Genomic DNA, 21,987 nt, shown 5'->3' with positions numbered 1-21,987 from the left:
GGTATGCTCACAGCCCGCTGGCCCGGCGCCGACGGTCGTGGCTGCCGCGCAGGTCGCGGTTCAGCCGCCGGTCACCGTGGTAGAGGATGGAACCGAAGTCGATTTCCTCGGCAGTCTTGGGAATCACCACCGGTTCGACAGGCTTCGACTTCTTGGGCTCGACGTAGAGCCAACTGATGGTCCCCAGCGCGATGTCCACCAGCGAGTTCTTGATCCCAATGTAGGAGTGGATCGCGTAGGTGGCCAGGCTGGCGTTAAGTGCGGCGAAGGCCGCATTGCCCCAGTTGCCGGCCATGACGTCCCGATAGAGCGTCAGCAACGAGAACGCCACCATCAGGTACGGGATCAGCACGTACAGGGCCGGTGCCGCCGTGCGGTCCTTGACCTTCGGCGTACGCACGAACGGAATCTTCTCGCCGGTCAACGCCTGCTGCATCGATTTGAAGACGCCGGCCAGGTTCACCGGCAGCATCACCAAGTTGAATCCGTAGATGCGGAAGATGTCGCTGAACCGGTGGCCGCAGTCGCGCAGGTCGCTGCCCATGGCCAGGAAGTAGGGCAAGGCCGCGACGAACACCACCGGGCTCAGCAGCCGGCTGTCATACGGGTAGGCCAGCAGGAAGACCAGGCCAAAACTGGCCCAGGCGATCGAGGCCATGTAGTTCACCTTCATGAACACTTCGCGGACCAGGATCCGCTCGTGCCGGTGGCGCCGCTCAACCAGTTGCGACCACAGCTTGGGCAGGATCAGCAAGCCGCCGTTGGCCCACCGCCGCCGCTGCACCACCAGCGAGCCGAAGTCGGGCGGGGTGGCGCTGTAGCTCAGCCGCTCCGGGTAGTTGGCCAGCTTCCAGCCGTGTGCGCCCAAGTCGATGCTGGACTCGGTATCTTCGATGACCGTCCGGTCCTGGATATAGGTGCGGATCTCGAATCCGCCTACCGTCTCCACCTCGACGATGTCTTCCAGCGCCTCCTTGCGGATCACTGCATTGGCGCCCACCCAGAAGGTGGCCCCGTAGTAGGTCATGCCCTGATGCAGGATGTGCTGGATGTCGGTGGTCGCGCCGGCTACCCGCTCAATGCGCGTGGGAGCCCCGCGGAAGGCGGAGTAGGGCGTCTGGGTGACCGCAACACGTTCATTGCCCGGGGACTCGAGGAAGTAAACCAGCCGCAGGCAGTAATCGCGCAGCAACTGGGAGTCGGCGTCCAACGTCAGCAGATAGCGGGTGTCCGGGATGTCGAGGTCCGCATCCTCGCCCTCCGGCACCTGCCTCAGGACGGTGTCGCCGGCGGCGTCCTCCACCGTCCAGCGCTGGCCCATCAAGGAGATGTACGAGTTCAGGTTCATCGCCTTGTTGGCCTCGTGCGAGAGGTTCGCGTAGCGCTTTCGCTCGAACGTCTCGGTTTTCACGCTGAACGTCCGCACCAGGCGCAGGTGCAGCTCCTCGATCCGTTCGGGGGCCAGCTCCGCCGATTGGGCGGCCGCAGCCTCCAGCGCCAGCAGCACCAGCCGGAGTTCACGCGCTAGCCCCATGACCACCAGGTCCACGAAGAACTCGTCCACGTGGTCCTCGATGCGCTCCGCCTCGGCGAACTCCTCCAGCCAGACGGCAGCCGCCTGGTATTCGCTGATCAGTCGCTTCAGATCGGACGACGGCGCGTGGTCGCCATTGCGGAACGCGGCCAGGGCGGCGCGGGCACGTCCGGCCGGCTCCCGCAGCCTGTCGCTGATCTCGGTCTGCAGGGCACGAGTGCGCTCCAGCCGTTGGATGACGGCGGGATCGGTGGGGAAGGGCGGGTCGTCCAGCAGCAGCACCACGCGCAGGTCGGGGAATTCCTGCAGCGCCGCGGACCAGAGAGTGGCACGGACGATCTCCGGCTCTTCGGCGTACGACGGCACCAGGACGGTCACCCCGTCGTCGTAGCGGGCAAAGTGGCGGTCCAACTCGCCGCGCGGGACGCGCTGGTGGTCGCGGAACCGGTACAAGGCACCTTGCCGTGCCAGCAGGTACATCAAGGCGGAAAACGTCAGGAACGTAACCACCGTCAGGTAGGAGGCAGCCTCCAGTTGAAACCTGAAGCCCGCACCCGGGTTGTTGGCGAACTGGCGCAGGATGGTGGTGACCACGTAGACGATCCAGGCCGTGACTGTGGTGATAATGCCCAGCCGTCCCAGCACGATCTTCCGCCCGGTCGGCTTCGGGTGCACGATGGACATCGGCTCCGACCGCTTTTCGGCACCCCACTGGCGGCGCCGCGGCGCGGGGTCCGCGACCGGAGCGATCGGCTCCGGGTGAGCGATGGGCATGGTGTCTAGCATGAAAACCCCCAACAAACAGGACGAAACAGGGCAGAGCGGTGGTGCTCTGCCCTGGTGGATCCTTGACCGGCGGAACGAACACCGGTGTTCCATAGTCTAGAGGCCCGCGGCGCGCAACTTTACAACGTTTAAACGTGATTAACAACACTATTTCTGGCGTGTCGCCCCGTAGTGACTACCTGTTACCGTACTGACATGGATTCCAGAGTGCGGAATCAGTAGTTGGGGAGAACAATGTCGAAGAGATTTCCGGGCCGCCGCCTGTCCTGGCTGCGGCTCGGTGTGCTGATCACCGCAACCGCCGCCATCGTGGCAGCGGCGGGGGTCGGCTGGGGCCAGTTCACCGATGCCCGCGCCGCCGCGGGCAAAGCCTCCTGGTTTGCCGGCTACGTGGACGCCACAGCTACGCCGTTCTACAGCTTTGAGAATCCTTCCAGCGATGCCGAGCGCAGCGTCATCCTCTCCTTCATTGTGGCCGACCCCGAAGCGTCCTGCACACCGTCCTGGGGAGGCTTCTACGGATTCGACGAAGCCCAAGCCACCATGGACCTGGACCGGAGGGTTGCCCGGTTGGCGGATACCGGCGGACACATCGGCATTTCCTTTGGTGGCCTGCTGAACAAGGAACTCGCCACCAGCTGCACCGACCCGGCCGCACTGAAGCGGGCGTACAGCCAGGTGCTGGATCGCTACAACGTGGACATGGTTGATCTGGACATCGAAGGCGACAACCTCGCAGATACCGCGGCCGGCGAACGCCGCGCCACGGTCATGGCCCAACTGGCCGCAGAGCGGGATGCAGCCGGCAAGGACCTGGATATTTGGCTGACGCTGCCGGTTGCCCCGCATGGCCTGACCGATGAGGGCATCCGCACGGTTGAGCAAATGCTCGCCGCCAAGGTGCCGCTGGCCGGGGTCAACTTGATGACCATGGACTACGGCCAGAGCCGGCAGCCGGACCAAAGCATGCTCGATGCCTCCATCCAGGCGGCGCGGTCGGCACACGTCCAACTCCAGGCAGCCTACCGTGAGGCCGGACTGGAATCGGGCGAACGGACGGTCTGGAGCAAGATTGGCCTGACCCCGATGATCGGCCAAAACGATGTGCCGGGCGAGATCTTCAGCCTGGATGATGCCACCGGCCTGAACGCCTTCGCCTCGGAGGTCGGTATCGGCCGGATGTCCATGTGGTCCCTGAACCGCGACGCCACCTGCAGTGCCAACTATGGGGACGTGACCAAGGTTTCCGACAACTGCAGCGGCGTGGAGCAGCAGGAGAGCAGCTACGCTGCCGTGCTGGGCCAGAACCTGGGCGGCCTGCCCCGGGCCGTCAGTGAACCGGATCCCACTGCCTCCGCCGCTGCGCCGGAAGGCACGCCCGCCGCGTCCGCTCCCGAGATCGTGGACGACCCGGCGACCAGCCCCTACCCGATCTGGAACAGCGAGGCTGCGTACGTGGCAGACGAGCGCATTGTCTGGCACCGCAATGTTTACAAGGCCAAGTGGTGGACGCGCGGCGATATCCCCGACGATCCCACCGCGACGGCAGAAGTGACCCCGTGGACATTGATCGGGCCGGTCCTTCCGGGCGAGACTCCGCAGCCTGTGGTCACGGCCCCGGCTGGAACGTTCCCGGAGTGGAAGATTGACACCATCTACCTCAAGAGCGACCGCGTCCAACTCGAAGGCCGCGTGTTCGAGGCGAAGTGGTGGACCCAGGGCGACAGCCCCGAGGCCGCCCTGCAAGGATCGGACAGCACGCCGTGGCTGGTCCTGACCAACGAAGAAGTGGCCAAGCTGCTCTCCGACCTCCAGAAGTAGCGGCTGCCCTGTAACGGGACCTTGCCCGGGTCGGGCAGGGCCCGTTACAGGTGCACGCTGGTGACCGGCATGGAGGAATCCGGCGCGAACTCGATGCCGGACGGCTGGCCGCCGGCCATCACCACCTGGGCGCCAAGCGCGGCGACCATGGCTCCGTTGTCGGTGCACAGCGAGACCGGCGGCACCCGCAGCGAGATACCGTGTGCAGCGCAGCGCTCTTCCGTCAGCGCGCGCAGCCTCGAGTTCGCCGCCACTCCGCCGCCCAGCAGCAGGTTGCTGATGCCGTGCTCGGTACAGGCCAGCATGGCCTTGGCGATGATCACGTCCGCCACCGCCTCCTGGAAGGACGCCGCGATGTCGGCCACCGGCAGGGGCTCGCCCGCGGCTTCGAACTGCTCCACGCAACGGGCCACGGCCGTCTTCAGGCCGGAGAAGGACCAGTCGTAGCGGTGCGGCCCGGGCGCCTCCGCCGACCCCATGTACTTGGGCTGGCTCAGCCCGCGCGGGAAGCGGATCCGCTTCGGATCGCCCTCGCGGGCCAGCTTGTCGATAGCCGGACCACCGGGATAACCCAACCCGAGGATGCGGGCCACCTTGTCGTACGCTTCGCCGGCCGCGTCATCGATGGTGGAGCCGAGCAGTTCCACGTCGTCGGTCAGGGAGCGCACGCGCAGGATCTCCGTGTGGCCGCCGGACACCAGCAGCGCGCCCAGATTCTCCGGCAGCACTCCCCCGTCCAGCACGCCGACACCCACGTGGGCCACCAGATGGTTGATCGCGTACAGCGGCTTACCGGTGGCCAGCGAGAGCGCCTTGGCTGCACAGACGCCCACCATCAGCGCGCCGGCCAGACCGGGCCCCGACGTCACTGCTAGTGCGTCCACCTCGTCCAACGTGACGCCGGCGGTCTCCAGCGCCTGCTCCAGTGTGGGGATGAACGCGTCCAAATGGGCGCGCGAGGCGATCTCCGGGATTACCCCGCCGAAGCGAACGTGCTCGTCCATCGAGGAGGAAACGGTGTTCGCCAGCAGGGTGTCGCCGCGGACGACGCCAACGCCGGTTTCATCGCAGGAGGATTCGATCCCCACCACCAGCGGCTGGGTGCGGTTCATCGGCTCTCCTCCGTCGTTTTCGGTTGCTCGTCTGCGGTGCCCGCCGCTGCGGCGTCCCGGCCGGGCATGCCGGCCCAGTCCTTGAGATGCAGCCGCATGATCAGCGCGTCGGTTCCGCCGCGGTAGTAGCGCGGCCGCACGTGGATCTGTTCAAAGCCGAACCAGCGGTAGAGCCGCTGCGCCCGCGGATTGTCCGCGCGCACTTCCAGCAGCACGTCCTCCACCCGCTGTTCTGCGGCCTGCTCGATCAGCAGGGTCAGCAGCCTGCTGCCGATCCCCTGCCCCTCGCGCTCGGGCACCACGGCAATGGTCTGCACATCGGCGATCGGCCGCACACACATCAGGCCGGCATAGCCGATGACTCCGCCGAGCGCATCGACGGCCACGTAGTAGCTTCGGGTGTCCTGCGCCAGTTCCTCATAGAACATTTCGGTGGGCCAGGCATCGGCCGGAAAAAGTTTCTGCTCCAGGGCGTCCACCGCCGGAATATCGGCCTCGGTCATCGCCCTGATCCGGCCCGCGGGCTGCGCGGCGGCGGTCACAGTGCGCGCTTCCGCGGTCCGGGGACCTTCGCGTCGGATTCGCGCAGGTACAGCGGCGCGGTGTCCAGCAGGTCCAGCCCCTTTTCCAGCTTGACGACGGCGGTGCGGCCCAGCGCTTCGGCCGTCGGCTGGGTGCCGCTGTACTCGGTGACGCCGCGCAGCTGCTCCGGGTACAACCCTGCGCCCATCCCGTAAACCGGCAGGTCCGGGACCTCGGACGGTGCGGCGACGTGCGGGCCGTCCAGCAGTTCATGTGTGCCGCCGGTGCTGCGGTAGCGCGCCCAGTACACTTCCTTGCGCCGGGCGTCGGTCGCCACCACGAATTCGTCTACGCCGGCGCGCCACGCGTCCAGCGCGGCATCCACGGCGATGGCATCCAGGCTCATCACGCCGTGCAGCGGTTTGCCCCAGGCGAAGGCCAGCGACCGAGCGGTGGCAATGCCGGAGCGCAGGCCCGTGAACGGCCCCGGGCCCACGCCCACCACCAAGGCGTCGATGTCTGCGCCGGCGACGTCCGCCGTCGTCATGATCTTGCCGATTCCGGGGGCCAGCACTTCGGCGTGGCTGCGGGTGTCCTCGGTGGCGAAGGCGGCCAGGGTCTCTCCTTGTCCGGTCAGCAGCGCGGCGCTGGCGATGGCGGAGGTATCAACGGAGAGGATCAGCACGCATCAATTTTACTTGAGGTCTACCGCCGTCCATCCCATCGGCCCCGGCGCCCGCAGGTCTGCGGGCGGGCCGAGCGGTCACGACGGCGGCTGGCCGGCAATATTCACCATCCACTGGACGCCGAACTTGTCGGTGCACATGCCGAAGGTGTCGCCCCAGGGAGCCTGCTGCAGCGGTTCGGTGACATCGGCGCCGTCGATCAGCTTGTCCCAGTAGCCGCGCAGTTCGGCCTCGTTGTCTCCGCTGAGCGAGAGCGAGTGACTGGAACCGGGGGTGTAGTCCATGTTGTTGGGCGTGTCCGCGGCCATCAGCACCAGGCCGCGCTCGGTGGCCAACTGCGCGTGCATGATCTTGTCGATCTCCGCCGGGTCGTCGCTGGCGTGGAAGTCGCCGAAGGTATTCAGCGTCAGTTCGCCGCCGAACACCGACTGATAAAAGGTCATGGCCTCTTTGGCCTGGTCGCGGAATCCCAGGTACGGGGTCAGCGCTGTCTCCATGGTTGGCCTCCTCGCGGGTCTGCTCTCGCCCTCGATTATGGACCTGTGCCCGGGGGCAGTGAAGAGCGCATGCACCTGCGGCGCCTCCCGCTGCGCTAAATCGTCCGGAACGCCCTGCGGCTCCAGGCTGCGGCGTCAGGCGAAGATGTACGCTGCCCAGCGCGGCCCGTAGGCCGCCATCCGGATCAGCCGGGGCTCGCCGTCGTCGGGCTCTTCAAAATCCAGTACGACGTCGGTGCTCGCCTGCGTGCCCGCGGCGCCTTCGGCCGGGCGGTTCACCAAGTCGGCCCCGCTGGGCCGGACCAGCGAAATGTCCAGCCAGCTGTCGGAGAGATGCTCCACCCGGCCGCGGCCCCACTCCACCACCGTGACGGCCTCGTCCATGGTGTTCTCCAGGTCGATGTCGTCGATCTCGCCCTCGGACTCCAGCCGGTAGGCGTCCACGTGGACCAGGTCCGGGCCGCCGTTCATGCTCGGATGGCTGCGTACCAGGACGAAGGTGGGCGAAATGATGCCCGGCCGGACGCCGAGTCCCTCCCCTAGGCCCTGGGTAAAGGTGGTCTTCCCCGCGCCCAGCTCGCCGCTGAGCACCACGAGGTCGCCGGCCCGGAGTACCCTGCCCAGCCGGGCTGCAAGCTCCTGCGTCTCCGCCGCGGTGCCCACATGGAACTCGCGTTCCCACACCGGCGTGGCGTGTTGCTCGGGGGCCACGCCTGCCGCGCCCGGCTGGCCCGCTTCGCCGGTCATGCCGCCGCCGGTCATGCCAGCACTGCGCCGGCGTCCCCGGCGCTGTCCGTGTTCCGGTCGTCCGCCGCGGGCAAGGCGGCGCGGACCTGGGCGGCTGCGGCGGCCTGTTCCGCCGCGGACGCGGTAAGCCCCGCCGCTTCCGCCATGGGAGCGGCTTCCCCGCCGTCGTCCTGGTCCTCGGCGGTCCCGGTGTAGTAGCGCGGGACGCGCGGGCTCACCCGGGTGACAATCTCATAGTTGATGGTGCCGGCGGCGACCGCCCAGTCGTGGGCATCGGGAACATCCGGGCCCGGGCCGAAGACGATCACTTCCTCGCCGGTGAGGTCGCGGGCGTTGCTGGTCCGCAAATCCACCACGAACTGGTCCATGGCCACCCGTCCCACCACGTCGTAGCGCTTGCCCTCGATGGCCACCTGGACGCCGGAGGCGCTGCGCGGGATGCCGTCTGCATAGCCCAGCGGCACCAGGACCAGCGTGGTGGGCTCGGTGGTCAGGTAGTTCAGCCCATAGGAGACGCCCTGGCCGGGCGGTACCTGCTTGCAGTTGGCCACCCGGGCGCGCAGCGTCATGGCCGGCACCAGCCCCAGTTCCTCGGGGCTCTGCCCGTCAAAGGGCGACAGCCCGTAGATGCCCAGGCCCACGCGGACCATGTCGAAGTGTGCATCCGGGCGGCTGAGCGTGCCGGGCGTGTTGGCCAGGTGCCGGACCTCCAGATCCAAGCCGGCGTTCTCTGCCACCGCCACAGCCTCCCGGAAGCGGTCCACCTGCTCGTCCGTCTCGGGACGGTGCGGTTCATCGGCAACGGCCAAGTGGGAGAACACGCCCACCACGCGCAGCAGCCCCTGTTCCTGGTACTCCACGGCCCGGTTGACCAGGTCTTCCCAGAGCGCCGGCGGACAGCCGTTGCGGCCCAGGCCGGTGTCAATCTTCAGGTGCACGCGCGCGGGACGTTCCAGCTGTCGGGCGGCCTTGACCACCGGTTCCAGCTCCCAGCCGGAAACGCCCACGTCGATCCCCGCCTCGATGCCGGCGGCGAAGTCGGTATCCGGGGTGTGCAGCCAGGCCAGGATGGGGGCGTCGATGCCCGCTTCCCGCAGGGCCAGACCCTCGGTGAAGTGGGCCACGCCCAGCCAGCCGGCACCGGCTTCCAGTGCGGCGCGGGCCACGGGAATGGCGCCGTGGCCGTAGGCGTCCGCCTTGACCACCGCCATCACGCGGGCGGGGGCTGCGATCTCACGCAGGTGCCGCACGTTGGCGCGGATCGCGTCCAGGTTGATGACGGCTTGACGGTCATAGGGCAGCGGTGACGTTGTAGAGCTCACGGATTTATTCTCCCATCCGAAGCTTGCTTTCCAGCTGAAGGGTTACGCGGAGCACGGGCACCGCATGGGACACGCCGGCAGGGCCCTTCGACCGGGCCGCGGATTCACGCGGCAAGGATGCGTGGTTTGCCCTAGCTGGCACAATACAAGCAAGGGTCGCGTCCCGGGCTCGGGTCCGCCGATTGTTATCCAATGTCAATGTTCGGGGGAAGCGGTGGCAACACTTGCCATTCTGGGCGGCGGCGGGTTCCGCGTGCCGCTGGTCTACCGTGCGCTGGCCGAGGGGCCGGCGGCGGGACTGGTGGACCGGCTGGTACTCCACGACGTGGACGCGGGCCGCCAGCAGGCGATCGCCCGGGTGCTGGCGGACGCTCCGCTGCCCGGGGGCGTCCGGCCGCCGAGGATTGAGTCCGCGCGCAGCCTCGACGACGCGCTGGCCGGATCCGACGTCGTCTTCTCAGCCATTCGTCCCGGCGGCACGCAGGGCAGGACGCAGGACGAACGCATTGCCAGCCGGCTGAACCTGCTGGGTCAGGAGACCACCGGAGCGGCAGGCATTGCCTGCGGCCTGCGTGCAGTCCCCGCCGCACTGGATATCGCCAACCGGCTGCGCGAGCTGAGCCCCGGCGCGTGGCTGATCAACTTCACCAATCCCGCCGGGCTGGTCACCGAAGCCCTGCTGCCGGTGCTCGGCCACCGGGTGATCGGCATCTGCGACACGCCCCTCGGGCTGGTCCGCCGCTCCGCCAAGGCCGCCGGTGCCCCGCTTCGCCGCGGCTCGTTGGCGGGAGTGGACTATGTGGGGTTGAACCATTTGGGGTGGCTGCGCGGATTGGAGCGCGACGGCGGGGACCGCCTTCCGGAGTTGCTCGCCGACCCCGGCAGGCTGCAGTCGTTTGAGGAGGGCCGCATCTTTGGGACCCGGGAATTGCAGATCCTCGGCGTCATCCCCAATGCCTACCTGTTCTATTACTACTTCCGACGCGAAGCCACTATGGCGCTGGCCGGGGCGGCCCAGACCCGCGGCGAGTCCATCCACGAACTGCAGCAGGAGTTGTACGGCAGGCTGCAGGCCTCCGGAACGCCGTACGCGGAATGGGAAGACGCCCTGCGGCGCCGTGAGGAAAGCTACCTGTCCGAGGCCCGCGAGATCGGCGTTTCCCGCGATGAGGAGGATCGAGCCGCAGGCGGCTACGAGCACGTTGCGCTGGACGTGATGCGTGCCCTGCTAACCGGCGAGCGCAGCGAGCAGATCCTCAACGTCCGCAATGCCGGGACCATCCCGCAACTGCCGGAGGACGCCGTCATCGAGGTACCCTCGGAGGTCGACGCGGAAGGCGCCCGTCCCCTGCCGGTGAAGCCGCTGAGCCTGCACCAAGCCGGCTTGATGACCCAAATCAAAGCAGTGGAGCAGGAAGTCATCCGCGGCGGGCAGGGCGACCGTGCTGCCGCGCTGCGGGCCTTTATGATCCACCCGCTGATCACCTCCGGCCACGTGGCCCATCGGCTGCTCGAGGCCTACGAACAGGCCCACGGATACCGCTGGAACTGAGATGGAACAGGGGCCGGGCACCAGCGGTTCAGCGTCGAGAGTCCCGACCGTGGTCCAGGCTGCGGCCTTCTTACTGGCACTGGCGGCCAGCGCCGCCGCCCTGTTCCTGCCCACGGTCGTGCAGGAGACGGTGTCCGGCTCCCCCGGAGCCGAGCCGGAACGCAGCATCGAAACGCTCACGCTGCTCCAGGCCAGTCCGGGGACCATCCTCATTCCGCTGGCTGTTCCGCCGCTGTTGACGCTGCTTCCGCTGCTGGTTCCCCGCCGCGCTGCCTGGCTGGCCGGCATCATCTGCTGCGCCTTGTTGTTTGGGTTCATCGCGCTGGCCACGGCAACGGTTGGCTGGTTCTACCTGCCCGCTTTCGCCACAGCGGTTGTGGCCGTTTTCCTGCGCAACGCAGCCCGGGCCGCCCGCCATCCGAAGGCCGGCTGAGCGAGCCTCGCCGCCGCCGGCTTCCTGGGACATAATCACCACATGGACTTCGTTGGCGGCCTGATCGCCGTGGGCCTGGTGGCGTTGATCATCGCCGCGACCGTGGCGATGGCGTCCCGGCCGTGGCGTGGCGGTCCGGGGTCTTCGGGGCTCTCCGGCATGTTCGGCGCGATGGAGGAGATCTTCGCCCCGGGCCGCTACGAGGCGCGGATCGAACAGGAACGGCAGCAGCAAGCTCCGGCCCCCGCCCCGATCCCCGGTGACAAGCCCAAACCCGGCGACCAGAGCGAGGCCGGCGGCCCCGCCGACCGCGACGACGGAAACAGCCCGCAAGGCTGAGGCCCCGCCGGAACTGCCTGCCGGCCGGGCAACGCGTGGTCCGGATCGACCGCCGACGGCGCTGGCGCCGGCGGTCGGAACGGTGGCAAGGTAAGTGCATGCCCACCGAGGACGATGCGCGCCGCCTCTGCCTGGCCCTGCCCGGTGTCACCGAACGGTCCAGCTGGGGCCGGCCGGCGTGGTTCGCGAAGACGCTCATGGCCCGCATCTGGGAGCCGGGCGTGCTGACCGTCAAGACCGAGGAACGGGAGGCCCTGGCCGGCACGCATCCGGACGTTTTCTTCTGGACGCCGCATCATGACCGGTCGCCGCAACTGGTGCTCCTGCACTTGGCCAAGGTTTCACCGGCCGAGCTCGAAGAACTGCTTGACGAATCGTTCAGGATCGCCGGCGGCCGGCACCTTCCCTGAGGGATGGTGCCGGCCGCCGGCAGTTGATTCGGGTCCGCGTTCCTAGCGGACTCCGGCCGCGAGGGCCTGGTCCTGCTCGGGCGTTTCCACCTGCTGAACCAGCTTGGCGCCTTCCACGTCCACGTCCGGCAGGATCTTGTCCAGCCACCGGGGCATCCACCATGCGGCCTTGCCGAACAGATGCATGGCCGCCGGGATCAGCGTCATCCGGACCACGAAGGCGTCCAGCAGCACACCCAGTGCCAGCGCGAAGCCGATCGGCCGGACCATGGTCAGATGGGAGAAGATGAACCCGGCGAAAACGGAGACCATGATGATGGCCGCGGCCGTGACCACCTTGGCGCCGTGGTTGAAGCCGCTGACCACGGCGGCCCTGGCGTCTTCGCCGTGCGCATACGATTCACGCATACCGGAGACCAGGAACATCTGGTAGTCCATCGCCAGGCCAAAGAGCACGCCGATCATGATCATCGGCAGGAAGCTCAGGATGGGCCCCGGGTCATGCACATCGAACACGTTGCCCATCCAGCCCCACTGATAGATGGCCACGACGGCGCCGAAGCTGGCCCCCAGCGAGAGCAGGAAACCGGCGGTAGCCAGCAGCGGCACCAGGATGGAGCGGAAGACCAGCAGCAGCAGGATCAGCGAGAGCCCGATGACGATGGCCAGGTAGACCGGCATGGCGTCCGCCAGCTTGTCCGACACATCGATCTGCATCGGCGGCTGGCCGGTGACCGAAATCCCGACGCCGGTGCTCGCCTCGAGAGCGTCCGTCTGGGCCCGCAGGTTGTGGACCAGATCCTCGGTGCTTTCGGCGGCCGGGCCTTCCTCCGGAATGACCTGCAGCACCGCGGTGCGGCCGTCCTCGCTGGTGCCGGTCGGAACGGCGGCGGACACATGATCCATGGCGCGCAGTTCCTGCGAGAGCTTCAGCAGCGTCTCGTCCGTCTCAGCCCCCTCCAGTCCGGCCGGCAGGTCGGCCACCACGATCAACGGACCGTTGATTCCTTCGCCGAAGTTTTCGCCCAGCTGGGTGTAGGACTGGTAGGCCGTCGAGTCCGCCGGTTCGGAGCTGCCATCCGGCAGGCCCAGCCGCAGCTCGGCGGCCGGCACTGCCATCATGCCCAGCACGGCCACGCCAGCGATCAGCGCCAGCCACGGGTGTTTGGTGACCGACTTGCCCCAGCTGCGCTTCGGATCGTTGTGGAATTCGTGTCCCGGCGCCGAAACCTGGGCACCGGCGGCCACCGGGCCGGTCAGCCCGGCCTTGGCCCAGGCCCGGTTGGAGAGGATGCGCCGGCCCATGATGGCCAGCAGCGCCGGGGTCAGGGTCAGGGCAACGACGACGGCGACGGCCACCGTTGCGGCTCCGGCCAGTCCCAGCACGGTCAGAAACGGAATGCCCGGCACGGCCAGCGCGGCGAGCGCGATGATCACGGTGAGCCCGGCGAAGAGCACCGCGTTGCCGGAGGTTCCGGTGGCACGGCCGATGGACTCGGCCAGCGGGACACCGGACAGCATCTGGGTGCGGTGGCGGTTCACTATGAACAGCGAATAGTCGATGCCCACGGCCAGCCCGAGCATCAGCGCCAGCACCGGCGAAACGGAACTCATCTCGACCAGACCGCTCAGGGCCATGGTGCCGCCTACCCCGACGCCGACGCCGACCAGCGCCATCAGCAGCGGCAGCCCGGCAGCCAGCAGCGTGCCGAGCATCAACACCAGCACCGCGGCAGCCACGGCAATACCGATGACCTCGGCCGCACCGAACAGGCTGGAAATGTCTTCGACGATGTCCTTGCTGTACTCCGCCTGGAGGCCGGAAACCAAGCCGGCTTCGGTGACTTGCTGGACCTGTTCGCGGTCCTCCTTGGAGACCGACATCATGTCCTGTTCGAACTGGACCTGGACGAAGGCGGCCGAACCGTCCTCGGCTACGAACCTGAGTCCGTCCGATGACTGTTGTTGCAGCTTGGCCGCTTCCAGATCGGCAACCCCGGTCTCATACTCGGCCCGGCCGTCCTCCAGCCGCTGCTCGGCTTCGTCCAGCTGCGCCTGCGCCTCTTCCAGCTGGGCCCGCTGCGGCTCCAGCTGGGCACGGACCTGCTCGGCCATGGCGGTTTGGCCGGCGGCTTCGAGCTGCTCGATCTGTGCCTCCGCGGCCTGTACTTGCTGCAGCCCCGGCTCCAGCTGTGCCTTGCCTGAATCCAGTTCGGCCCGGCCGTCGTCGAGCTTCTGCGCCGCGGCTTCCAGTTTCTCTTCGCCGTCGGCAATTTTCTCCGGTGCGGTGTCCAGCGAGGCCTGCAGGTCCACCGGATCCGTGGCGCGCTTGACCGCGTCCAGGTCGGTCAGGTCCGCGGAGATCTGGGCAATGGCCTCCTCCTGCTTGGCAGTGAATGCCGTGCCGTCCGCCGTCGTGAACACAATGGTGCCGAGTCCGCCGGAGGCGTCCGGCAGTTTCTCCTGCAGCTCGTCCGCCACCGCCTGTGCGGGGGTGCCCGGAATGGTAAAGCTGTTGGACAGCGTGCCCATGAAGGCTGCGACGGAAGCGCCGACGGCCACCATGATTACCAGCCATGCAGAGACAAACCACCAGCGCTTGCGCGCGGCCAGCTTGCCGAGTCTGTAGAGCAGTGAAGCCATGCGATTAGTCCTTGGAGTTGATGTTGAAACCGGTACGCAGCAGGTCGAGGCTCTCCAGCAGTTGCTGCCGGAAGGCCGACGGCGGAGGTGCCTCGCCGTCGGGCGTCTGGGTGGCTGCCATCCGCATGGCAGCCTGGGCACAGGCAATCAGCGATCCGGCGAGCGCGGTGACCGTCAGTTCGCCGGCGCTCTCCGGCAGACGGTGGCGCAGCCCGTCTTCGAGCGACTGCTGGGCCTGGCGCCAGATCTGCAACTGCATGCGTTCAAGCTGCGCGTCGTCGGCACCCATTTGGTAGATCTCGCAGAGCAGCGCCAGCCGTTCCTGGCTAATGTCCCCGCCCAAAGTGGCGAGCACGGCGTCCATGATCGGTTCGTCGGCGGAGCGCTCATCGAGCCGTGCGAAAGACTCTTCCAGGAATTCCTCCACCGGCAGCGTGACCGCTGCCTCGATGGACGGAAAGTAATTGAAGAAGGTCCGACGCGAGACTCCCGCCTCGACGGCCAACTGGTCAACGGTGAAGCCGCCGGGCCCATGCTCGCGGGCGAGCCGCAACGCCGCAGCGGTCATGGCTGCGCGGGTTGCCACCTTGTTCTTTTCGCGCCGCCCCTCCAGAGGGACCCCGCTGTCTACGTTCACCCCCACAGCTTAGAACCAAACTTGCACACCATGCAAAATTGCCCGGTGTGCACGGAGGACGCTTACGTAGGCATCTCCCTCATCGGTACGCGTACATCGGAGCCGCCCTCCCGCGTCAATCGAGTGCGCACCGTTACCAGGCCGGGCGCTGGAACGAATCCGCCGGCAAAGAGGGCCTCGCCCTGCCGAAAGAACGGGGATAGTTCGAGGAAGGTCCGCGGAACAAACCCGAAGGTGGACGCCAGCCCGTCCAGATCGCTCGGCGAGCTCATCTTCATGAGGGCCAGATTGTCGCATTGCGAGATGATGTCCGGGTCGAGCTTGGACGGCCGCTGGGTCGACAGGAGCAGCCACAAACCGAACTTCCTCCCTTCGGCGGCAATTTGGATGATGCGTTCGCGCACGGCTCGCTGCAAAGGGCTGCCAGGCTCGGATGAGCAGAGATTATGGGCCTCATCGATCACGATAAGCAGCGGCTCTCGAGCATCCCGGGCAGCCCAGAGGCTGTCGAGGACGGACAGGACCACCACGAGGGACTCTTCGGCGAAATCGAACCCGCCCAAATCGAGTACGGTAGCGTCCGGTCGGCCGGCGAGGATCTCCGAAGCCGCGGCGTCGTGGCGTGCCCACACGCGCCATTCAGCGAGCCTGAGGTTTTCAATCCGGGATGCCAAGGCATCGGACCCTGGTGATTGGGCCCTCCGCAACTGTTCGACGATGGACTCCGGCTCGGCTCCCCCGATGAAGTTTTCTATATGCAGGAAGTCGTTGTACTCCGCCCGGTCAATCAAGGGGTCTAGGCGCAGTACCGCCGCCTGGGATCGAGTCGACATGGTTGAAAAACGGGCACGCAGCGGCTCCGCTCCCTCGACATTCGGACGCAAGACGCGGACGCTCCGGGAGCCCAGCGGGGCAGCGGACCCGGCCGCTGCTTTGTCGGCCGATTCACCCAGCAGTACGAAGTCTGCGTTGGGGTCGAGAATCACCATCGGCAGCCTGGTCCGCAGCAGTATCTCCTCAAGGACAACGCCCAAGGCATAGGTTTTTCCTGAGCCGCTTTGGCCGCACCAAAACGTATGGCGGTTGAATTTTTTCGGAATCAACCGTGCGTCGAAGCGGTCCGTGTTCGTGAAAGTACCAATCTCCAACAGGGCGCCCGAGGAAGAATGGAGCAACTCGACCAGGCTCCGGTCTGCGGCGGCGATCCGCGCCTCACGAAACCCCGCGGCGGGGACCGGTGTGACCATTCCTTCCGAATTGAAGGAACCTATGATCCGCCCCGAGCCGCTCATGACGCCGCTTTCCCCCATGCGGAGCTGATGGATCTGGCCCATCATCGGCAGCCGGTCGGGCACGTCGATGGAAACCAGTGAACCTAGATCAAGCCGTTCCCGGCCCACGCCCTGAAAGCTGAAGGAACGCCCGTCCACGGACGCGGCCATGAAACCGTCAGCTGCTAGTGAGTGGTCATCGGCTTGGTCTGCGGCCATTGTCCCGGCTCCCGAAAGCGTGGCTTGAATTCAGCGGACTGCATTAGCTCCGCCTTGAGTTTCCCAAGCATTCCGGGCCCGCACAAGGGAGAATGCTGCCGCCGCTGAGGGTGCCCAAAGGCCGTTGAACCAGCCCCGGAATCTCACCCTTGCAGGATGAGGTGCCGGCTCTGACAGCCGGACGATACTAGCTCTACCTATCGGAGGCTCACGTGCCACGAATCTCCGACGGCGCCTGAGAAGGCAGTCCGCTGGATAAGCCTGCGGGGTTGCGTTTGAGGGGAATCATCCCGGGCCGCAATATTTACGGTCATGGGCCAACATAATGAATAGGATTTCCGATGGACTTCTGGGAGAACTTCTGGAGCATCATCTGGTGGTTTGTTTGGGTTTTCGCCTTCACGACCTACTTGATCGCTGTGTTCATGATTATTGGCGATATTTTCCGCGACCACACTCTCAACGGCTGGCTCAAGGCAGTCTGGATGATTTTCCTGATCTTCGTACCGTTCCTGACGGCCTTGATCTATCTCATCGCCAGGGGCTCCGGCATGACGGAACGTTCGGCCGAGCGCGCACGCATCAATCAGGAGTACACCGAGTCGTACATCCGCGATGTCGCCCGGACGAGTCCCAGCGAGGAAATCTCGAAGGCTAAAGCGCTTTTGGACTCCGGAACCATCACCGAAAGCGACTACACGAAGATCAAGACCCGCGTCCTGGCCTGACGCCGGCGCTGACCTGGTGCTATTTGCGCCCAGAGGAGGTAGCCATGTGCCGCTGGCTGGCGTATTCGGGATCGCCCGTGCACTTGGACGACCTGTTATTCAAACCTGCCAATTCGCTCGTCATGCAGAGCAAACACTCCCGCTTGGGTGCTGAAACCACCAATGGAGACGGCTTCGGCGTTGGCTGGTACGGCAACTTGCCTACGCCGGGGATCTTCCGCAGCACGGAACCCGCGTGGAACGACCGCAACCTGCAGGAACTCTCGTCCCACGCGTCCTCCGGCCGTGTATTCGCGCACATCCGCGCCTCCACCGGCTCGGCCGTGCAGCAGACGAACTGCCATCCATTTCGCCACGGGCATTGGCTGTGGATGCACAACGGGCTCATCAGGGACTTTCCGAAGGTCCGGCGGGACCTGGTGCTGGCCGTGGAGCCTGGCCTCTTCCCCCTGATCGAAGGATCAACAGACTCCGAAGTGTTCTTCATGCTCGCGCTCACCTTCGGTCTGGAGCAGGACCCGCCGGCAGCGGTAGCTTCCGCAGTTGGGCTCATCGAAAGCACCGGCAAAAACCACGGCATCGAAAACCCGCTGCAGATGACCGTCGCCACTACCGACGGGGACACCACCTGGGCCTTCCGCTACTCCAGCGAAGGCCGGTCGCGCTCCTTGTTCCACAGCACAGACGTCGCGACCCTGAGAGCCCAGTATCCCGACAACCCCATGCTGAAATTGGTCTCCGACGATGCACGGTTGGTGGTATCCGAACCATTGGGCGATCTGCAGGGAGCCTGGGAGGAAGTGCCGGAGTCAACCTGCGTCGTTGTACATGACGGCGAAGTAAGCACGCATCCATTCACACCCGAGGATTCAGCCGCAACGACCTCTGGACGGTAGTTTGGGAGGGAACCCCTTCCCCAACCCAAGGACCGCATGTGTCTCCGCGCACCCTGTTCCGGACCGTCGCTCTAGCCGAGGCCGTCACCTGGACCTTGCTTCTGGCCGGTCTGGTACTGAAATACGGCACCCACACCACCGAACTCGGCGTGAGAATCGGCGGCGGCCTGCACGGCTTCGTCTTCCTCTGCTATGTGACCAGCACCTGCTTCACCTGGGTGAACCAGAAATGGTCCCTCGGCCAGGGCACGCTGGCGCTGGCTGCAGCCTTCGTCCCTTATGCCACGATTCCTATGGAACGTGCGATGGAGCGCCGCGGCAGACTCGACGGCGGATGGCGGCTGGCTGCCGGCGGCGAGCGGCCACGGGGTGTGCTGGAGAAGCTTCAGGCGTGGGTGCTCACCAAGCCGGTCACCGCCGTCGTGGTGGCCCTCGCAGCGGTGGCAGTGGTCTTCAGCGTCCTGCTGTTCCTGGGCCCGCCCGGCACCTGGTTTTCGTAGTTCGTGGGCCGCTGCTTTCCAAAGCCGGGTTTACCTCCCGCCGGCATCAGAGATGGAGCAGGCTGTAGCCTCCGATAAAGGCACCTATGGCGAGTATCGTCACCGCCGTCACCAGTCGGCCGTTTCGTTGTAACCAGGCATAGGCGGCCGCCAGCTGCCCTTCGGCTCGTTCCGGCGCCCGAACCCAATAGGTAATCGGCAGGACGACGGCCGACTGGGCGACAACCGCATAGCCGAGAACCAATAAGGCTCCCTCAAGGGGTGACGGCTCTTGGACGCTGATCAGCACCCCTGCGGTGATGGCCAGCAGGAGTGCCTTCGGACGCAGATTCAGTCCCAGGCCCAGTCCGATGAATTCCCACGTGCGGGCGGACTGTAACCGTGCGGTGATCTTGCCCAGCATGGCGCTCTCCCCTGTGCCCTTGCGCCGGAAAAGGTAGACGGCGTAGCCGATCAGGAAGGCTCCGATCACCAGGCCCAGCGCGGCCGTCAGCTCATCCTCGTTCCACCTCGGAATGACGGGCATGAGGCCCAGCCCAACCGAAGAAAGACCCACGATCACGACCGACCCGGCGATGGTGCCGATCAGGAACGCCAAGGCACGCCGCCGTGGACGAGGCGAGAGCAGAATGATGATGGTGATGCTGGCCGGCACCGTGCTCATCGCCCCGGCTACGGCGACCGGCACAAGGCTCACGATGAGTTGCAGCACGCGGTGCTCACTCGGCCCTGACGGCAGCGTGCCGCGACATCATTTCTTCCGCGTGCCATCGGGGTGCGGGCGGTCCGGTTTCCTCCGTGGGCGGCGGGAGCGGATGGCGTCGTCTTCGAGCCTCAGGGCGGATTCGATGTCCTTCTTGTCCCCCGTCAAAGCCCGACGCCAGACCTTGGTTGGGTCCGAGTCGAGGAGGATGGTGCGGACCAGCAAGGTCAGCGGAACGGCGAGGATGGCACCCACTGCTCCGAGGACGACGGCCCAGAATAGCACCGAGACAAAGGTCAAAGTCTCGCTGAGGGAGACCGCATTGCCAATGTACTTGGGCTGAATGATCGACTGGATGACGCTGTTAATCACGCCGTAGGTGAGTATGACGGCGAGGACAACGGGCCAGCCCCCGCTCAGGGCGCCAAAGACCAGCGGCGGAATAATGGCGATGAAGTAACCGATGTTGGGAATGAAGCTGCAGATAAACGACAGCACCCCCCAGGCCATGGCGCCGGGCACTTGCAGGATAAACAGGACGAGCCAGTTGAACAGGCCCTGGGCAGCTCCCAGGATGGCGGTGGCCACGGTATAACGGCGTACGTCGACGGCGAAGCCGCTGAAGGCAGTGGCCATGGCCGGCCGATGGGGCTGCAGATGGGTCAGGAGGGCGGCCACTCGTCCTCCGTCAATGGCCATCAAAATGAGCATCGTCAGGATGATCACCAGTACGCCGATAAGACCAGTGATGTTCCCCAGCAAATCGGTGATGACCCCGATGATGCGGCCGGGGGTGAATGCCTGCAGTACAGTCTGCGCCTGTTCGGAGCCGACTCCCACCGACTCCAGCATTTGGGCGATAGAGGCGCCCAGCTGGTGCAGCTGGGGAGCGTATTGCGGCAGCAGCGCAGAGAACTGAGCGAGTGCTGCAAGCAGGACAACGGAAAGGCCGATCAGCACGGCGAATCCGGCGGCGATGGTGGCGCCGGTGGCAACTCCCCGTGGTACTCCGTGCTGCTGCAACCAGCGCCGGACCGGATGCACGCAGATGGTGATCACCAACGCCAGGAATATTGGTGTGAAGATCCCCCGGATCGCGGCGATGCCGAAGGCTGCCACGGTTGCGCCGCCGAGGGCAAGCAGAATGGTGGTAGCGCGGGGAAGGCCAGGACGCGGGACCGGTTCGGACCCTTCGGGTACCGGTGATTCAGGCTGCATTGCCCCCTCCTTCGCCGCTAGTCGTAGTCTAGGGTCGCGGATGTGTTGTCAGAAGGGGACGGATGCGGCGCTTCCCGGCAGACCGGGTACGCTTCTCCGGTCCTGGACCAGCCAGCCCTCGAGGCATCGGACTTAACAGTTGAGCTCGCTTGCTACGCCGTCACGAGCGGATTTGACGTTGTCTGCTTCGTTCTTCAAGGAAGTAACCGCTTGCCGAACGGTGGCGTCATCGGGAACGTCGTCCACGGCAGCCTTCAGCTCGTCCATGGCGGAAGCCAGGGCGTCGGTCCGGTCCTTCGCCACGTTTGTGGTTGCCCCCTTGAGATCGTTAAAGGTGTTGCTCACCTCTTCCCGGGCCGAGCGGATCTCATCGATGGTGGCATCCGGCGTCAGGGTGTCTCGAAAGTTTTGCAGGGCGGCGGTGAAGGCATCGGATGCCCCGCAGGCTTTGGCAACATTCTCCTCGGGACTGGCGGAGCAGCCCGTCAGCATCCCCACGGCCAGCCCTAAAGCGGCAGTTCCTAGCAAAACCGGGTGTTGTTTCGACATTGACTGTTCCTCTCTTGGATACCGGTCGCGCCGGCGCCGTCGGCCATTGGCAGACAGGTTTACAGACACTTCAAGTGTGGGTCGGGCCGCTGGTGGTGTGCTTCACCCACCGGGGGTGAATTCGGCTCCTGTAGGAGAGGGCTTTTCGCGGATAACGCCGTTTGAAGGCCGGGAGGAAGCCAGTTGGCATCGAGGAAGAGCCCGACGGCGGTGCTCTGTCCGAGGAAGGGCGCGCACCCAGGCCCGCGATCAGACGCAAAGACGAGCCGGAAAGCGGTGGGCCGAGCAGACGGAAGCCCGCCGCCACCTACCTCACCCGGAATGGATGAGGTGCCTGCGACGATGGACGACGATCCTTAAGCCTAGAACGCAGGCAACGTGGCGGGACAGTGCATACCGTTGCCATTGCCTCCAGGGCGCGACCGAGAGGACTGATCGTGAACTTATGGGAAGACTTTTGGGACTTCTTCTGGTTCCTCTTTTGGACGGTCGCGTTTGTCGCCTACCTCATTACGCTGTTTTCCGTCGTCGCCGACCTGTTTAGAGACCGATCGCTGAATGGCTGGTGGAAGGCCATATGGATCGTCTTCCTGATTTTCCTCCCCTTCCTCACGGTGCTGGTCTATCTCATAGCGCGGGGAACCGGCATGGCCGAAAGAAGCCAGCAACGCGCCCTGGACACGCAGGAAGCGGTCAACAAATACATTGGGGACGTCGCCGGAACCAGTCCCAGCGACGAGATCGCGAAAGCGAAATCCCTGCTGGATATGGGCACGATCTCCGCCGACGAGTATTCGGCCATCAAGAAGCACGCGCTCCACGGCCTCCGCGTGCCCTAACGAAGATCCTCGGGGCATTCCCC

At 66.0% G+C, this 21,987-nt stretch carries 22 protein-coding genes; 9 read left to right on the top strand and 13 right to left on the bottom strand.

Translation table 11 applies throughout. The annotated features are described in order from the left end of the window. Nucleotides 1-7: 7 nt before the first annotated feature. Complete coding sequence (locus tag ACWF5H_RS17150; protein WP_452038328.1) at nucleotides 8-2,308, bottom strand: glycosyltransferase family 2 protein; 2,301 nt, start codon at nucleotides 2,306-2,308, stop codon at nucleotides 8-10. 246 nt (nucleotides 2,309-2,554) lie between these two features. On the opposite strand from ACWF5H_RS17150, the gene ACWF5H_RS17145 reads away from it, so the two are divergent. After that, complete coding sequence (locus tag ACWF5H_RS17145) at nucleotides 2,555-4,141, top strand: chitinase (RefSeq protein WP_452038326.1); 1,587 nt, start codon at nucleotides 2,555-2,557, stop codon at nucleotides 4,139-4,141. Between the two features lie 44 nt (nucleotides 4,142-4,185). Here the strand turns inward: ACWF5H_RS17145 and tsaD are convergent, their stop codons facing one another. The 6 genes from tsaD to alr all read right to left on the bottom strand — a co-directional run bounded on the left by tsaD (nucleotide 4,186) and on the right by alr (nucleotide 9,027). Continuing rightward, complete coding sequence (gene tsaD, locus ACWF5H_RS17140) at nucleotides 4,186-5,253, bottom strand: tRNA (adenosine(37)-N6)-threonylcarbamoyltransferase complex transferase subunit TsaD (protein WP_452038324.1); 1,068 nt, start codon at nucleotides 5,251-5,253, stop codon at nucleotides 4,186-4,188. Beyond that, entirely contained in the window at nucleotides 5,250-5,756 is a 507-nt protein-coding gene (gene rimI / locus ACWF5H_RS17135) for a ribosomal protein S18-alanine N-acetyltransferase (RefSeq protein ID WP_452038416.1), read from the bottom strand. Before rimI ends, tsaD begins: the two co-directional genes overlap by 4 nt. A gap of 35 nt (nucleotides 5,757-5,791) precedes the next feature. Beyond that, entirely contained in the window at nucleotides 5,792-6,460 is a 669-nt protein-coding gene (gene tsaB, locus ACWF5H_RS17130; protein WP_452038322.1) for a tRNA (adenosine(37)-N6)-threonylcarbamoyltransferase complex dimerization subunit type 1 TsaB, read from the bottom strand. Between the two features lie 78 nt (nucleotides 6,461-6,538). Then, nucleotides 6,539-6,958 carry a VOC family protein gene (locus ACWF5H_RS17125; protein WP_364644494.1) on the bottom strand — a complete coding sequence of 140 codons (420 nt, stop codon included), beginning with the start codon at nucleotides 6,956-6,958 and terminating at the stop codon, nucleotides 6,539-6,541. Nucleotides 6,959-7,093: 135 nt separating this feature from the next. Next, entirely contained in the window at nucleotides 7,094-7,705 is a 612-nt protein-coding gene (gene tsaE, locus ACWF5H_RS17120) for a tRNA (adenosine(37)-N6)-threonylcarbamoyltransferase complex ATPase subunit type 1 TsaE (protein ID WP_452038319.1), read from the bottom strand. Between the two features lie 11 nt (nucleotides 7,706-7,716). Further along, nucleotides 7,717-9,027 carry an alanine racemase gene (alr, locus tag ACWF5H_RS17115; protein ID WP_452038317.1) on the bottom strand — a complete coding sequence of 437 codons (1,311 nt, stop codon included), beginning with the start codon at nucleotides 9,025-9,027 and terminating at the stop codon, nucleotides 7,717-7,719. A gap of 214 nt (nucleotides 9,028-9,241) precedes the next feature. Between alr and ACWF5H_RS17110 the strand changes: the two genes are divergently transcribed. The 4 genes from ACWF5H_RS17110 to ACWF5H_RS17095 all read left to right on the top strand — a co-directional run bounded on the left by ACWF5H_RS17110 (nucleotide 9,242) and on the right by ACWF5H_RS17095 (nucleotide 11,761). Then, nucleotides 9,242-10,579, top strand: a complete 1,338-nt coding sequence (locus ACWF5H_RS17110; RefSeq protein ID WP_452038315.1) for a family 4 glycosyl hydrolase — start codon at nucleotides 9,242-9,244, stop codon at nucleotides 10,577-10,579. A 49-nt stretch (nucleotides 10,580-10,628) separates the two neighbouring features. Beyond that, complete coding sequence (locus tag ACWF5H_RS17105; protein WP_452038313.1) at nucleotides 10,629-11,012, top strand: hypothetical protein; 384 nt, start codon at nucleotides 10,629-10,631, stop codon at nucleotides 11,010-11,012. A gap of 42 nt (nucleotides 11,013-11,054) precedes the next feature. Continuing rightward, the gene (locus ACWF5H_RS17100) at nucleotides 11,055-11,351 is read left to right on the top strand and encodes a hypothetical protein (protein ID WP_452038311.1); all 297 of its coding nucleotides are present in this window, start codon (nucleotides 11,055-11,057) and stop codon (nucleotides 11,349-11,351) included. 98 nt (nucleotides 11,352-11,449) lie between these two features. Continuing rightward, nucleotides 11,450-11,761 carry an MmcQ/YjbR family DNA-binding protein gene (locus ACWF5H_RS17095; protein ID WP_452038309.1) on the top strand — a complete coding sequence of 104 codons (312 nt, stop codon included), beginning with the start codon at nucleotides 11,450-11,452 and terminating at the stop codon, nucleotides 11,759-11,761. A gap of 42 nt (nucleotides 11,762-11,803) precedes the next feature. Here ACWF5H_RS17095 and ACWF5H_RS17090 read toward each other — a convergent pair whose 3' ends face one another. From ACWF5H_RS17090 to ACWF5H_RS17080, 3 genes are all read right to left on the bottom strand, one after another. Then, complete coding sequence (locus ACWF5H_RS17090; protein WP_452038307.1) at nucleotides 11,804-14,404, bottom strand: MMPL family transporter; 2,601 nt, start codon at nucleotides 14,402-14,404, stop codon at nucleotides 11,804-11,806. Nucleotides 14,405-14,408: 4 nt separating this feature from the next. Then, nucleotides 14,409-15,041 carry a TetR/AcrR family transcriptional regulator gene (locus tag ACWF5H_RS17085; protein WP_364644474.1) on the bottom strand — a complete coding sequence of 211 codons (633 nt, stop codon included), beginning with the start codon at nucleotides 15,039-15,041 and terminating at the stop codon, nucleotides 14,409-14,411. Between the two features lie 62 nt (nucleotides 15,042-15,103). After that, nucleotides 15,104-16,531 carry an ATP-binding protein gene (locus ACWF5H_RS17080; RefSeq protein WP_452038305.1) on the bottom strand — a complete coding sequence of 476 codons (1,428 nt, stop codon included), beginning with the start codon at nucleotides 16,529-16,531 and terminating at the stop codon, nucleotides 15,104-15,106. 341 nt (nucleotides 16,532-16,872) lie between these two features. Between ACWF5H_RS17080 and ACWF5H_RS17075 the strand changes: the two genes are divergently transcribed. Genes ACWF5H_RS17075 through ACWF5H_RS17065 form a run of 3 tightly spaced genes read left to right on the top strand, consistent with a single transcriptional unit; the run spans nucleotide 16,873 to nucleotide 18,655 of the window. Further along, entirely contained in the window at nucleotides 16,873-17,259 is a 387-nt protein-coding gene (locus tag ACWF5H_RS17075) for an SHOCT domain-containing protein (protein ID WP_364644468.1), read from the top strand. 44 nt (nucleotides 17,260-17,303) lie between these two features. Next, complete coding sequence (locus ACWF5H_RS17070; RefSeq protein ID WP_364644465.1) at nucleotides 17,304-18,155, top strand: class II glutamine amidotransferase; 852 nt, start codon at nucleotides 17,304-17,306, stop codon at nucleotides 18,153-18,155. Between the two features lie 38 nt (nucleotides 18,156-18,193). Beyond that, nucleotides 18,194-18,655 (top strand): DUF3817 domain-containing protein, encoded by a 462-nt coding sequence (locus tag ACWF5H_RS17065; protein ID WP_452038302.1) that lies wholly within the window; start codon nucleotides 18,194-18,196, stop codon nucleotides 18,653-18,655. A gap of 46 nt (nucleotides 18,656-18,701) precedes the next feature. On the opposite strand, the gene ACWF5H_RS17060 is transcribed toward ACWF5H_RS17065, so the two are convergent. The 3 genes from ACWF5H_RS17060 to ACWF5H_RS17050 form a co-directional block, all read right to left on the bottom strand. Beyond that, on the bottom strand, nucleotides 18,702-19,343 hold the full coding sequence (locus ACWF5H_RS17060) for a GAP family protein (RefSeq protein WP_452038414.1): 642 nt from the start codon (nucleotides 19,341-19,343) through the stop codon (nucleotides 18,702-18,704). 63 nt (nucleotides 19,344-19,406) lie between these two features. Beyond that, nucleotides 19,407-20,576 carry an AI-2E family transporter gene (locus tag ACWF5H_RS17055; RefSeq protein WP_452038300.1) on the bottom strand — a complete coding sequence of 390 codons (1,170 nt, stop codon included), beginning with the start codon at nucleotides 20,574-20,576 and terminating at the stop codon, nucleotides 19,407-19,409. Nucleotides 20,577-20,708: 132 nt separating this feature from the next. Then, nucleotides 20,709-21,125, bottom strand: coding sequence for a hypothetical protein (locus ACWF5H_RS17050; protein WP_364644454.1), 417 nt, complete (start codon nucleotides 21,123-21,125; stop codon nucleotides 20,709-20,711). A 437-nt stretch (nucleotides 21,126-21,562) separates the two neighbouring features. Here ACWF5H_RS17050 and ACWF5H_RS17045 point away from each other — a divergent pair, with 437 nt between their 5' ends. Next, nucleotides 21,563-21,964, top strand: coding sequence for a PLD nuclease N-terminal domain-containing protein (locus tag ACWF5H_RS17045; RefSeq protein WP_452038298.1), 402 nt, complete (start codon nucleotides 21,563-21,565; stop codon nucleotides 21,962-21,964). Nucleotides 21,965-21,987 lie beyond the last annotated feature (23 nt).

The sequence above is a fragment of the Arthrobacter sp. NPDC055138 genome, assembly GCF_053607305.1.
The sequence above is the reverse complement of the archived record's forward strand: the minus strand, read 5'-3'. Positions and strand labels throughout refer to the sequence as shown.